General features: G+C 55.2%; 11 protein-coding genes. 10 read left to right on the top strand and 1 reads right to left on the bottom strand.

Features of this window, described 5'->3' with window-relative positions:
• Positions 1–16: 16 nt before the first annotated feature.
• A complete protein-coding gene (locus Q0O99_RS01815) occupies positions 17–973 on the bottom strand; it encodes a B12-binding domain-containing protein (RefSeq protein ID WP_293747934.1) in 957 nt (318 codons plus the stop codon).
• Positions 974–1,025: 52 nt separating this feature from the next.
• On the opposite strand from Q0O99_RS01815, the gene bchF reads away from it, so the two are divergent.
• From bchF to puhC, 10 genes are read left to right on the top strand one after another with little or no spacing between them, the layout of a single operon-like run.
• Positions 1,026–1,529 carry a 2-vinyl bacteriochlorophyllide hydratase gene (bchF, locus tag Q0O99_RS01810; protein WP_293747933.1) on the top strand — a complete coding sequence of 168 codons (504 nt, stop codon included), beginning with the start codon at positions 1,026–1,028 and terminating at the stop codon, positions 1,527–1,529.
• Positions 1,526–2,815, top strand: a complete 1,290-nt coding sequence (locus Q0O99_RS01805) for a ferredoxin:protochlorophyllide reductase (ATP-dependent) subunit N (RefSeq protein WP_293747931.1) — start codon at positions 1,526–1,528, stop codon at positions 2,813–2,815. The genes bchF and Q0O99_RS01805 overlap by 4 nt, the downstream gene beginning before the upstream one ends.
• 13 nt (positions 2,816–2,828) lie before the next feature.
• Positions 2,829–4,415, top strand: a complete 1,587-nt coding sequence (gene bchB / locus Q0O99_RS01800) for a ferredoxin:protochlorophyllide reductase (ATP-dependent) subunit B (protein ID WP_293747929.1) — start codon at positions 2,829–2,831, stop codon at positions 4,413–4,415.
• The gene (locus Q0O99_RS01795) at positions 4,384–8,181 is read left to right on the top strand and encodes a magnesium chelatase subunit H (protein ID WP_293747927.1); all 3,798 of its coding nucleotides are present in this window, start codon (positions 4,384–4,386) and stop codon (positions 8,179–8,181) included. The genes bchB and Q0O99_RS01795 overlap by 32 nt, the downstream gene beginning before the upstream one ends.
• The gene (bchL, locus tag Q0O99_RS01790) at positions 8,178–9,086 is read left to right on the top strand and encodes a ferredoxin:protochlorophyllide reductase (ATP-dependent) iron-sulfur ATP-binding protein (RefSeq protein WP_293747925.1); all 909 of its coding nucleotides are present in this window, start codon (positions 8,178–8,180) and stop codon (positions 9,084–9,086) included. The genes Q0O99_RS01795 and bchL overlap by 4 nt, the downstream gene beginning before the upstream one ends.
• An 11-nt stretch (positions 9,087–9,097) precedes the next feature.
• Positions 9,098–9,796: a magnesium protoporphyrin IX methyltransferase gene (bchM, locus tag Q0O99_RS01785; protein ID WP_293747923.1), complete on the top strand. Its 699-nt coding sequence runs from the start codon at positions 9,098–9,100 to the stop codon at positions 9,794–9,796.
• A complete protein-coding gene (locus Q0O99_RS01780; RefSeq protein WP_293747921.1) occupies positions 9,793–11,229 on the top strand; it encodes a BCD family MFS transporter in 1,437 nt (478 codons plus the stop codon). Before bchM ends, Q0O99_RS01780 begins: the two co-directional genes overlap by 4 nt.
• 21 nt (positions 11,230–11,250) lie before the next feature.
• Entirely contained in the window at positions 11,251–12,012 is a 762-nt protein-coding gene (puhA, locus tag Q0O99_RS01775) for a photosynthetic reaction center subunit H (RefSeq protein WP_293747919.1), read from the top strand.
• A gap of 46 nt (positions 12,013–12,058) precedes the next feature.
• Complete coding sequence (puhB, locus tag Q0O99_RS01770) at positions 12,059–12,730, top strand: photosynthetic complex putative assembly protein PuhB (RefSeq protein WP_293747917.1); 672 nt, start codon at positions 12,059–12,061, stop codon at positions 12,728–12,730.
• Positions 12,727–13,197, top strand: coding sequence for a photosynthetic complex assembly protein PuhC (puhC, locus tag Q0O99_RS01765; RefSeq protein ID WP_293747915.1), 471 nt, complete (start codon positions 12,727–12,729; stop codon positions 13,195–13,197). Before puhB ends, puhC begins: the two co-directional genes overlap by 4 nt.
• Positions 13,198–13,230: the final 33 nt, after the last annotated feature.

The following is a 13,230-nucleotide window of genomic DNA, read 5'->3' as shown; positions in this document are numbered from 1 at the left end:
GTGGTATGTGCTGAGATCACACATTAGGAATAAGGGAATTTTTGGACAGTCCCGATGTCACATTTGGTTGACGATCGGTCTTTTTGACCGACTGCGTCACAATAGCCACGGCTTGGGCGGCATTGCAATTCAACAGATGGGTTCCAGAGAAACTCAGGCTCAAGGGCGCAATCTGCGCCATGGGACCACCGACAAACACTTTCAAATTCGGATTCACCACCAAGGGCAAGATGTCTGACAACGCCTGGGCCACGGCGTCTAAATGCCGATCCGTGGACAGGGACAGGGCCACCGCATCAAACCAATCTGAATGAAAGGTGCGCTTGAATTCGGCCATGTCCTGTGGGGCACTGAGGGTCACGTTCCAGCCCGCATGACGGAAAAATTCACTCAACATGAAAACCCCCAAACCATGCTGTGAGCTGGGTTCGGTCATCAGCAGCAAGTTCAAGCCATTCGGCTTTGCGCAGCCTTCCGATAGAAATTCAGCGCTGAATTCATGCAAAGTTTGGTGCAGCCGAGAATGGGCAATGGTGCAGTGGACAAAGTCGACCTCGTCGGATAACCAACGCTCCCCCAATAATTGGGCTGCAAGACCAATGCCGCTCAGGTAAATGTCCACCAATGCGTGGCCCTGGCGGTGCCACCCCATCAAGGTCTCACGAGTTTCATCCATGCTTTTGAGGGCAGCCTCAGCCAGCAAGACCACCTGGCGGTGATCGAGCGCTGACTTTTGGTCAAACGTCGAGCCACCAACCAGACGTGGACTGGCGCCCAGACGAAAGTTGGCCTTTGAAACTTGACTTTCAAACGTCCACCGATTGTTCTGAGAAACAGCCGCCTTCTCAAATTTAAATTGAGCCACTACAACCACCTCTTCTTCGAATTGACGCTCTAGTGTGAAGTAAATTGGCGCCAACCCATTTAGGTGTAAACCCTGAATGTCACAGTTATTGTCAATTTTTATTGACACTCACTGCTTCAGTCCTTAAAGTGAGCTCAGTTGATGTTCAAAAAGGTCAGAAATGCAGCAGTCCCAACCCCAAGCTTTGTACACGCCAGAGCAACGCGCTCGGCGTGATGCAACGAAGTGGACGCTGGTCCAGGGTGTCTTGGCGCCGGTTCAATTTTTGGTTTTTTTGGTCAGTTTGTACTTGGTGTTGAACAGCCTGAAAACCGGTGAGCACACCGATTGGGCCTTGGCGTCGGTGGTGATCAAGACCCTGGTGCTTTACGCCATCATGGTCACGGGTTCCATCTGGGAAAAAGTGGTCTACGGCAAATACTTGTTTGCACCCGCATTTTTCTGGGAAGACCTGGTCAGCATGGTGGTCCTGGCCTTGCATACCGCCTACCTGTGGGTATGGTGGCAAGGCCAATGGTCTTCCACTGAGCAACTGTGGCTGGCACTCGCCGCTTACGGCACCTATTCCATCAATGCGGCGCAATACATTCGCAAATTGCGCATGGCCCGACTGCAAAAAATCCCCGCAGTAACCATGGCTTCTAATGCGCAGGCAATCTCATGAGCCCTGTCATCCCCATTCGAGCCGAATCCGCCCAAGGCTGCACCGATGTCATCCCGCTGGTCGAGCGCGGGCAAAGAGAAGTGTTCTGCGGATTGACCGGCATCATCTGGCTGCACCGAAAAATCCAAGACGCTTTCTTTTTGGTGGTGGGTTCACGGACCTGTGCCCACCTGATTCAGTCGGCAGCTGGCGTGATGATTTTTGCCGAACCCCGTTTTGGCACCGCCATCATCGACGAGCGCGATTTGGCTGGCTTGGCAGACACCCATACCGAGCTCGATCGGGTGGTCAATCAACTGCTGTCGCGCCGCCCCGAAATCAAATTGCTGTTCTTGGTGGGCTCATGCCCTTCGGAAGTGATCAAACTGGATTTGTCGCGTGCAGCCTCAAGGCTGTCAACGCAATACGCTCCCTCGGTGCGCATCCTGAATTATTCGGGCAGCGGCATCGAAACCACTTTCACGCAAGGTGAAGATGCTTGCTTGGCCTCGATGGTGCCTGAACTTCGAACACCCGCATTGAATCCCGCCCCTGAATTGCTGATCGTCGGCACCTTGGCCGATGTGGTGGAAGACCAATTTGTGCGGATTCTGAACCACATGGGCATTGAACGTGTGCGCTTTTTCCCGCCGCGCCGTGCCGATGACCAACCCAGCATCGGTGCCCACACGCGCTTGCTGTTGGCGCAACCCTTTTTGGCCGATACCGCCCGAGTTCTGCAAGAACGTGGCGCCAAGCTGTTGCCCGCACCGTTCCCATTGGGCGTGGAAGGCACCAGGGCGTGGCTGCAAGCAGCGGCCACGGCATTTGAGGTCTCGCCTGAAAGGTTTGAAGGCGCTGTGAGCGCACCCCAAGCCAGGGCCATGGCGTCGCTGGCCAAAGCCAAACTGCACTTGGATGGAAAAAGCATCTTCTTCTTCCCTGACTCGCAACTGGAAATTCCCTTGGCCAGATTTTTATCACGCGAACTGGGCATGCGTTTGCTAGAAGTGGGGACACCGTACTTGCACCGCCAGCACATGGCCAAGGAATTGGCATGGTTGCCCGCAGGCACCTTGGTCTCTGAAGGCCAAGATGTAGAAAAGCAACTGGACCGATGCCGAAATCTGCGCCCCGACATCGTGGTGTGTGGCTTGGGTTTGGCCAACCCCTTGGAATCCGAGGGCATGACCACCAAGTGGGCGATTGAATTGGTCTTCACCCCCATTCAGGGCTTTGACCAAGCGGGCGATCTGGCCGAGCTCTTCACCAGACCTTTGGTGCGCCGATTGCGCTTGGCCGCATAAAGGAGTCCACACCATGCAATTGACACTCTGGACTTACGAAGGACCGCCACATGTGGGCGCGATGCGGGTGGCCACGGCGATGGAGGACGTGCACTACGTGTTGCACGCACCGCAAGGTGACACTTACGCCGATTTGCTGTTCACCATGATCGAGCGCTTGCAAAAACGCCCGCCCGTCACTTACACCACATTCCAAGCGCGTGATTTGGGCGGCGACACCGCCGAATTGTTCAAGACCGCTGCGCGCGATGCGTTTGAGAGATTCGCCCCCAAAGCCATGCTGGTGGGTGCCTCTTGCACGGCCGAATTGATTCAAGACGACCCAGGCGGTTTGTGCAAAGCCCTGCAATTGCCGATACCGGTGGTGGCACTGGAGTTGCCGTCGTATCAGCGCAAAGAAAATTGGGGCGCTTCAGAAACTTTCTACCAACTGGTTCGTCACCTGGCTGCTCCCAAATCCGCCGAACAAAGGGCAGAACCTGCCAAGCCACGGTGCAACATCTTGGGCCCCACCGCCTTGGGATTCAGGCACCGCGATGACTTGGCAGAGATACGCAAGCTGCTGACCGACATGGGCGTGGAGATCAATGTGGTGGCCCCTTTGACGGCCACGCCTGACGATATCGCGCGCCTGGCCGATGCCGATTTCAATGTGGTTCTCTACCCTGAAATTGCCCAATTGAGCGCGCAGTGGCTGCAACGTACTTTTCAACAGCCCTTCACCAAAACCATTCCCATTGGGCACAACGCAACCTGTGCTTTTATTCGGGAAGTGGCGGAACTTGCCGGGTTCGATCCAGAAGTCACCTTGTCCAAGGCCGTGTCGCGAGCTGCCTGGTACAGCCGCTCGGTCGATTCCAACTACTTGACGGGCAAACGGGTGTTTGTGTTTGGCGATGCCACACATGCCGTGGCCGCCGCCAAAGTGGCAGCGCAAGAAATGGGCTTCACGGTGGTGGGCATTGGCACTTACAGCCGAGAGTTTGCACGGGAAGTTCGTGACGCCGCAAAGATTTACGGTGTAGAGCCATTGATCAGCGACGACTATTTGGAAATAGAAGCACACATTTCGCAATTGAATCCTGAGTTGGTGCTGGGCACCCAAATGGAGCGCCACATTGCCAAGCGCTTGGGTGTGCCGTGTGCGGTCATTTCAGCGCCAGTGCATGTGCAAGATTACCCTGCCCGCTACTCACCGCAAATGGGCTTTGAGGGCGCCAGCGTGCTGTTCGACACCTGGGTCCACCCACTGATGATGGGCTTGGAAGAGCACTTGATTGGGATGTTTCGTGGCGACTCTGAGTTCCATGAAGATGCTGCGCCCTCCCACCTGGGTGGTGGCGTTCACGCGCAAAGCCTTCAAGACACAACGAAAGCGATGCCCTTGGATCAGGCACAAAAAACCAATGCATCCACCACTTCAGAAAGCATCACCGTATCAGTTTGGGATGCAGGCGCAGAGAAAGAGCTCAAAAAAATACCATTTTTCGTCCGAGGCAAGGCCCGGCGGAATACCGAGAGATACGCCACCGAACGCGGCATCTCGGTGATCACGACGGAGACACTTTATGAATCTAAAGCTCACTTCTCACAGTCGTAAACCGCTGCTGCGAGACACCACACCCATCAAATTGGTGGTGGTGACCATGGACACGCACTTTGCGAGTTCATTCAACCGCGCCAATGACCAATTGAAGCGTGACTTTCCAGGCCTGACTTGGAATTTGCATGCGGCCTCTGAATACGCTGGCAACGATGCGCTCATCGCCAAATGCAAGGCCGACATTGCCTCTGCCGACATTGTGTTGTGCGGCATGCTGTTCCTTGAAGACCACTTTTTGCCCATCCTGGACGATTTGCGCGCCCGTCGCATGAACTGCGATGCCATGGTCTGCATGGCCAGTGCCACAGAAGTCACGCAACTGACACGCTTTGGTCAGTTTGACATGAGTAAACCCGCTAGCGGCCCCATGGCCTTGTTGAAGAAACTGCGTGGCGGCAGCAAAGACAAGCCCGCAGCAGGTGGCGCTGCACAAATGAAAATGCTGCGCCGCTTGCCCCAGTTGTTGCGCTTCATTCCAGGCACAGCGCAAGACGTGCGTTCGTACTTCATCACCCTTCAGTATTGGTTGGGTGGCTCGGACGACAATGTCTTGAACATGGTGCGCCACCTGATTGACCGCGGTGCCGATGGCCCTCGCAAATCACTGCGAGGCTCGGTCAAGGTTCAAGCCCCTGTGGACTATCCCGAGGTGGGTGTGTACCACCCCCGCATGACGGGCAGGTTCAGTGAAGACCCCCATGCCTTGCCCTTACCGCAAGGCATTCCTGTCAAAGGCACCGTCGGTATTTTGTTGTTGCGTTCCTATTTACTGTCGGGCAATGCGGGTCATTACGATGGCGTGATTGCTGCCTTGGAGGCCAAGGGTTTGCGCGTGATTCCGGCTTTTGCAGCCGGCTTGGACTCCCGCCCAGCGATCGATGCTTTTTTCATCAAAAACGGCCAAGTCTGCGTGGATGCCGTGGTCTCGCTCAGTGGTTTTTCGCTGGTCGGTGGCCCTGCTTACAACGATGCCAAAGCCGCAGAAGAGGTATTGGCCAAATTGGATGTGCCCTACGTGGCGGCGCACCCCGTTGAATTTCAGACGCTTGACCAATGGGGCGGCTCTGACCGTGGCTTGTTGCCGGTTGAGAGCACCATCATGGTGGCCATTCCAGAACTGGACGGCTCCACCAGCCCCATCGTTTTTGGTGGACGCCCAGGCGCAGCAGGCGTGACCTGCACAGGCTGTCACCATGCTTGTACTTTTGGTGAAAGTACCAACGCGCAAGACATGCACTCGTGTCCAGAGCGCGCCATCATGTTGGCGGCGCGTGTCAGCAAGTTGGTGGCCTTGAAACGCAGCCAGCGGCAAGACCGCAACGTGGCCATTGTGCTGTTCAACTTTCCGCCCAATGCAGGCAACATCGGCACAGCTGCTTTTCTGTCTGTTTTTGAGTCCTTGTGGCACACCCTGAACGCCATGAAGGTGCAGGGTTATCAAGTCGATGTCCCTGCAAGTGTGGACGATTTGCGCGATGCCTTGCTTCACGGTAACGCTGCTCAACACGGCGCAGATGCCAATGTGCATGCTTTGATATCTGCTGACGAACACATCAAGCGTGAGCGCTGGCTCAAAGAGATTGAAGCGCAGTGGGGCCCCGCACCTGGCCGTCAGTTGAGCAACGGCAGTTCCATATTTGTGTTGGGTAAACAGTTTGGCAATGTGCTCATCAGCGTGCAACCGTCCTTTGGCTACGAAGGCGATCCGATGCGCTTGTTGTTTGAAAAAGGTCTGACACCTACGCATGCCTTCTCTGCTTTCTATCGCTATTTGCGTGAAGACTTCAAAGCCCATGCGGTGCTCCACTTTGGCACCCATGGTGCGCTGGAATTCATGCCGGGCAAGCAATCTGGCATGAGCGGCGCATGCTGGCCCGATCGTTTGATTGACGATTTGCCCAACATCTATTTGTATGCCTCCAACAACCCATCAGAAGGTGCCATTGCCAAACGTCGATCTGGCGCCACCTTGATCAGCTACCTGACACCACCCATAACCCAAGCGGGTTTGTACAAAGGTTTGAACGAACTGAAGTCATCGCTTGAGCGTTGGCGCTCCATCGCCAGTGTGGATGCCGAGCGTGTTGATTTGGCCGTGGTCATCCAAGCGCAAGCTGCAGAACTGGATTTGGTGCCTGCAGAGCCTGCGTGGGACGCCGCCGTCATGGGTTCTGAATTGGACATCACAGTGATGCACTTGGCTGAACAAGTGCTGGAGCTGGAGTACACGCTGATTCCACATGGTTTGCATGTGGCCGGTCGTGTGCCAAGCCCAGCACAACAGGTTGACATGTTGTTGGCCATGGCCGACGCCAACCATGGCATACAACTGGAGCGGGCAGCTGTCGAGGCCTTGGTGGCAGGACACTCACCAGAGCGTGCTTTAGTGGCCGCCGGATTGACACGCAACCACCCCAGCTTGGATGTTTTGCGTGCGTTGGTGGAACCTCAAGCGCATTTGGCTGTGGATACCGAAGTTTCTGCCATGCTGCGCGCTTTGGACGCTTGCTACATTCGGCCTGCACCGGGCGGGGATATTTTGCGCACACCGGCTGTGTTGCCAACGGGCCGCAACATCCACGGATTTGACCCTTTCAGAATTCCAAGTGCCATGGCCGTTCGGGATGGCAAAGTACACGCCCAGTTGTTGATTGACCGCTACTGTGCCGATGGCAACCCTTTGCCAGAATCCATTGCCATGGTGCTGTGGGGCAGCGACAACCTGAAAAACGAAGGCGCGCCCATTGCACAGGCCTTGGCCTTGATGGGCGCCATGCCCCGCTTTGACACTTATGGCCGCATCGCAGGTGCCACGCTCATCCCCTTAGAGGAATTGGGACGCCCTCGCATTGACGTGATCATGACGCTGTCAGGCATCTTCCGCGACCTCATGCCTTTGCAGATCAGGCTGCTGGCAGAGGCTGCTTATCTGGCCGCATCTGCGGACGAGCCGCTGGAAATGAACTGGGTCCGCAAGCATGCACTGGCCTATCAGCAAGAGCATGGCTGCACTTTGGAAACTGCGTCTTTGCGGGTTTACGGCAATGCCGAAGGCGCTTACGGCTCCAATGTCAACAACCTGGTGGAAAGCAGCCGCTGGGACGATGAAGGCGAACTGGCTGAAACTTACAAGCGCCGCAAAGGCTTTGCCTACGGCCGCACAGGTCGTGCCGTGCAGCAAACAGCGCTTTTGCAAACCGCTTTGGCCGATGTGCAACTGACCTACCAAAACCTCGATTCTGTCGAGTTGGGCGTCACCACCGTGGACAACTACTTTGACACCTTGGGCGGTATCACCCAAGCGGTGAAGATGGCCAAAGGCGGCAAAACACCGCCCGTCTACATCGGCGATCAAACCAAAGGCAATGCCGCTGTGCGCTCACTTAAAGAACAAGTGTCTATAGAAATTCGCACCCGCATGCTCAACCCCAAGTGGTTTGAAGGCATGTTGGAGCATGGCTACGAAGGCGTTAGACAAATAGAGGCCCATGTGACCAACACGATGGGTTGGTCAGCCACCACTGGCCAAGTACAACCCTGGGTTTACAAGCAACTGTCTGAGACATTCATGCTGGACCCCGCCATGCGTGATCGCCTGGCCAAACTGAATCCGACGGCCTCTGCCCGCGTGGTCAACCGTTTGATCGAAGCGTCTGAACGCAACTATTGGCAGCCCGATGCCGAAACCTTGCAAGCACTTCGCCAAGCCAGTGACGAATTGGAAGATCGCCTAGAAGGTGTATATGAAGGAGTTCCCGCATGAACGTTGAAACCTTACCGTTTCCCACAGTGAAACGCAATCCAAAATTGGATGGAGAGGGCAGCTTACAAGTTCAGCTGGACCCGGATGTGAAAATTGGCAACGCCAAAGTCTTTGCCATTTATGGCAAGGGCGGTATTGGCAAAAGCACCACATCGTCTAACTTGTCGGCCGCCTTTTCCAAAATGGGCAAAAGGGTGCTGCAAATCGGTTGCGATCCCAAGCACGACAGCACATTCACCTTGACCAAGAAAATGTTGCCCACCGTGATCGACGTGCTGGAGTCCGTAGACTTTCACGCAGAAGAATTGCGCGTGGAAGACTTTGTGTTTGAGGGTTACAACGGCGTGATGTGTGTAGAGGCCGGCGGCCCGCCCGCAGGCACAGGCTGCGGCGGTTATGTGGTCGGTCAGACGGTGAAATTGCTCAAAGAGCATCACCTGCTGGAAGACACCGATGTGGTGATTTTTGACGTGTTGGGCGATGTGGTGTGCGGTGGTTTTGCCGCACCGTTGCAACACGCCGATCGCGCAATGATCGTGACCGCCAATGATTTCGATTCGATCTTCGCGATGAACCGCATTGTGCAAGCCATTGGTGCCAAAGCCAAAAATTACAACGTGCGTTTGGGGGGTGTCATTGCCAACCGCAGTGCGGCCACCGATCAAATTGACAAGTACAACGACCGCATCGGTTTGAAGCTGGCCGCCCATTTCCCCGATCTGGATGTGATTCGCCGCAGCCGTTTGAAAAAATCCACCCTGTTTGAGATGGAGCACTCGCCCGAACTCGAGGCCGTGCAAAAAGAATACATGCGACTGGCGGCGAACATGTGGTTGGGCGGAGAAGCCTATTCTGCGGTGCCCATGAAAGACCGGGATATTTTTGACCTGTTGGGCTTCGATTGAGGCTTTGAACCATGAGCGACATCACATACGAACAACGCCGCGGCCAAATCGAAAACTATTTCGATCGCACAGCCGCTGCCGCGTGGGCCAAATTGACCTCCGATGCGCCGGTGGGCCGCATTCGCGCCTCAGTGCGTGCAGGGCGCGATCAAATGAGGTCGACTTTGGTGTCATGGTTAGGTCAAGACCTCAAGGGCAAACGCATCTTGGATGCAGGCTGTGGCACAGGTGCTTTGGCTGTAGAGGCTGCCCGTCTCGGCGCTGAAGTGATGGCCATTGATTTGTCCCCCACCTTGGTCGAACTGGCGCGTGAAAGAATTCCAGCGGATGTCGCACATTTGGTTGAGTTTCAAAGCGGCGACATGCTCGACAAAGGATTGGGGCACTTTGACCATGTGGTGGCGATGGATTCCATCATTCACTATGACACCGAAGATGCTGTCCATGCACTGGCACAGTTGGCTGAGCGCACCAGCCAGTCCATTGTGTTTACCTTTGCACCCCGCACACCCATGTTGGCCTTGATGATCTCTGTAGGTCGTTTGCTCCCCAGGGGAGACCGTGCACCATGGCTGGAGCCGATGGCTGAGACACGCATTGCCGATCTCATGAAGACACACGAGTCATTGAATGACTGGCATTGTGCCCGCGCGCACAGAGTATCCAGTGGTTTTTACAAATCCAAAGCGATGGAGTGGATCCGTTCATGAGAGCCAAACCGTTTGCCAAGTTTGCCAAGCAAATGCCGGTAAATTGGCTGCCGTTTGCGAATGTGGCCAGCCCTGGCTTGCCGATGGCGCGTTTGTTGCGTTTGTCACTGTTCAAATTCACCATGGGCATCACCACGGCCTTGATGATCGGCACGCTGAATCGGGTCATGATTGTGGAATTGTTCGTCCCCGCTTGGTTGGTGTCCTTGATGTTGGCCCTTCCCCTGCTGGTGGCGCCTTTCAGAGCGGTCACAGGCTACCAATCCGATGTCCACATCTCCGCCTTTGGCTGGCGCCGAGTGCCTTACATGTGGGGCGGCACCATGATTCAATTTTTGGGGCTTGCGGTCATGCCGTTTGCATTGCTGGTCTTGTCCGGGGGTGGGCAAGTTCCTGTGCCGGATTGGGTAGGTCAAGGCGCTGCTGCCATCGCCTTCTTGATGGTGGGTGCAGGCTTGCAAACCTCCCAAACCGCCGGTCTGGCCTTGGCCACCGACCAAGCCAGCGAAGAGACCCGACCACGCGTCGTGGCCATGATGTACACGATGCTCTTGGTGGGAGCCGTCTTTGGCAGTTTGGTCTACAGCTTCTTGCTGGCCGACTTCACACCCGAAATTCTGGTTCAGGTCGTACAAGGCACGGCGCTGGTGGTGTTGCTGCTCAACGGCCTCGCGCTTTGGAAGCAAGAGCCTCGCAATCCTGAGCGTGTCAAGGCCATGAAAACCGAAATTCGCCGCCCATTCAGAGAAGTTTGGGCCGAATTCATCGCTTTACCTCACGCCAAACGGTTTTTATGGGCTACGGCTTTGGGCACCATGGGATTCAACATGCAGGACATTGTTCTGGAGCCTTATGGCGGTGAAATTCTGAAATTGAGTGTGGGCGCCACCAGTGCACTGACAGCCATGCTGTCTGCGGGTGGGTTGATCGGTTTTTATGTGGCTGGCCGCCAATTGGCCAAAGGCATCGACCCGATGCGTCTGGCCGCTTATGGGGCATTGGCAGGCTTACCTGCATTTTCTGCCGTGATTTTTTCAGCGCCCTTGGATGCAGGCTGGCTGTTCAGGTTTGGTGCCATGGGGATTGGCTTTGGTGGTGGCTTGTTTGCGGTGGGCACTTTGTTCACGGCCATGCGCATTGAATCCAATTTCATCGGCTTGGCCTTGGGAGCTTGGGGGGCTGTGCAAGCCGCAGCCGCTGGCCTGGCCATGTTCTTTGGTGGTGCATTGCGCGACATCGTGAACACACTTTCCTCGCAAGGCGCTCTGGGCGACGGTTTGACGGACCCCTCGGTGGCGTACAGCATGGTTTACCACGTTGAAATGCTTCTGTTGTTTCTCACCTTGGTTGCGATTGGCCCCTTGGTCAAACGCAACACTTCTTTTTCTATCGCTGTCCCCCCAACCCTCGGTTTGACCGAGTCACGCATTTAATTGTTCAAAGGAGAAAACGTTATGCAAACCGTTGGCAACATCACTGGTTATGTCGATTTGGCCCAAATACTGCTTTATGTATTTTGGATATTTTTCGCTGGCCTGATTTGGTATCTTGTCGCAGAAGGTCACCGCGAGGGTTACCCCTTGGAGACCAGCACTGGCGGACGCGCAGTGGGCAAAGGGTTCCCCATTCCAGCCCCCAAAACTTTCTTACTCGAAGGCGGCAAAACTGTCACAGTGCCCGACCTCACGCGCAAAGAGCCGGCTTACAACGCTGTAGCAACCAGTCGCAGTTCAGGCGCCCCCATCGAGCCCACCGGAAACGCCATGATCGCATCCGTCGGCCCAGGCGCTTACACGATGCGCGAAGATGTCCCTGAGCGAACATCCCATGGCGTGCCACTGATTCAACCTTTGCGGATCGCCAGCGATTACACCGTCGCAGCGCAAGACGTCGACCCACGCGGCTTGCCCGTCATGGCTGGCGACGGCAAACAAGGTGGCACCGTCAAAGACATTTGGATTGATTCCGCTGAAATGATGTTCCGATATTTGGAAGTCGAAATCGCGGGTGGTCGCACTGTTTTGCTGCCCATCACGTTTTCCCTAATTCGCAGAAATCAAGTTGAGGTGCATGCTGTATATGCTCGTCATTTTGCGGATGTGCCTGTCCTGCAAAATCCAGACCAGGTCACCAAATTGGAAGAAGAAAAAATCAGTGCTTACTATGGTGCCGGATCTTTTTATGCCGACGCCAAACGCAGTGAGCCACTGATTTAAGGCTTCACGGCCATGCGTGTTGAATGAAAAGCTGAAGAGGAATCCAATGCCCATCGAAAACCTTGGTCATGAATACGAGCTTGAACCGCAATATGGCTTGCCTGAAAGGTTGCCTTCTGATGAGTTCATTGTTTGGCAAGGCTCGCCAGCAATCGCAGCATTGGCCTCTTCGGCCTTTCACATCAAAAAGCTGGTCGTCTATTTTGCGGTGCTCATTGTGGCCTGCGCATGGCCGGCTTTGGAAGAAGGCGCTGGTGTCATGGCCGTGCTGCTGTCCATCAAATGGATTGCGCCACTGGCCCTCGTCTGCTTGGGTTCCGTGTGGCTGATGGCTTACATGACTTCTCGCACGACGGTTTACACCTTGACCAACAAGCGGGTGGTCATGCGTTTGGGCATCGTGTTCACCGTCTCGTTCAACATCCCTTTGAAACAAGTGGCATCAGCGGATATTCGGACACTGCAGAACGGCTTTGGGGACATCACTTTGGCGTTGAAAGGTTCAGACCGCATTGCGTGGATTCATTTATGGCCCAGTGTGAGGCCCTGGAAAATGAACAAACCAGAGCCCACCCTGCGCGCCGTTCCCGCTGTGCAAGAGGTATCTGTCAAATTGAGAGAGGCATGGACACACAACACGGGTCTGCCTGTCAACACGACTTCTTCCGTCAACACCGGAAAACCCAATTCAAATGACCTTCAAGTGAGTTTGACATGAGCGGATTGCAAGCATCCACCTTGACGCGCAAAGCCGCACCGGATCACTTTCCTCAGTGGGTTTTGTATTGCGCGGCCGGCATCATCGCGTTCTCGCTCATCTCTGTCGGCCTGATTCGGATCACCGGCAACGGTCCGGACCAAAAAGCAGCAGCCCCCACAGTCCAAAGGTCATTGGTTTTCCAAGATCAACATGATGGGGGTGTACGTGTCGAAGACGGTTTAACCGGGAAAACCTTGGCGGTTTTGCATGGTGAGCAAGGCTTTGTGCGAGGCACTCTGCGTGCCTTGTCGCGCGAGAGGTATTCCAGGGGCATTGGTTCTGAAGTGCCCTTTGATTTGATAGCCCGGGTGGATGGCCGCGTCACTTTGTTTGATCCGAGCACAGGCCAGCGGGTGGACTTGGAGTCTTTTGGCCCGACCAATACGGGTGAATTTGCACGGTTCTTGGCCATGCAACCTGAATAGCGCCGCCACAGCTGTGTTTTAAAAAACTGGAAT

It is taken from the genome of Limnohabitans sp. Rim8, assembly GCF_945901735.1.
Taxonomy (GTDB): Bacteria; Pseudomonadota; Gammaproteobacteria; order Burkholderiales; family Burkholderiaceae_C; genus Limnohabitans_A.
Note: the sequence above shows the minus strand (reverse complement) of the source record. Positions and strands in the feature narration are given on the sequence as shown.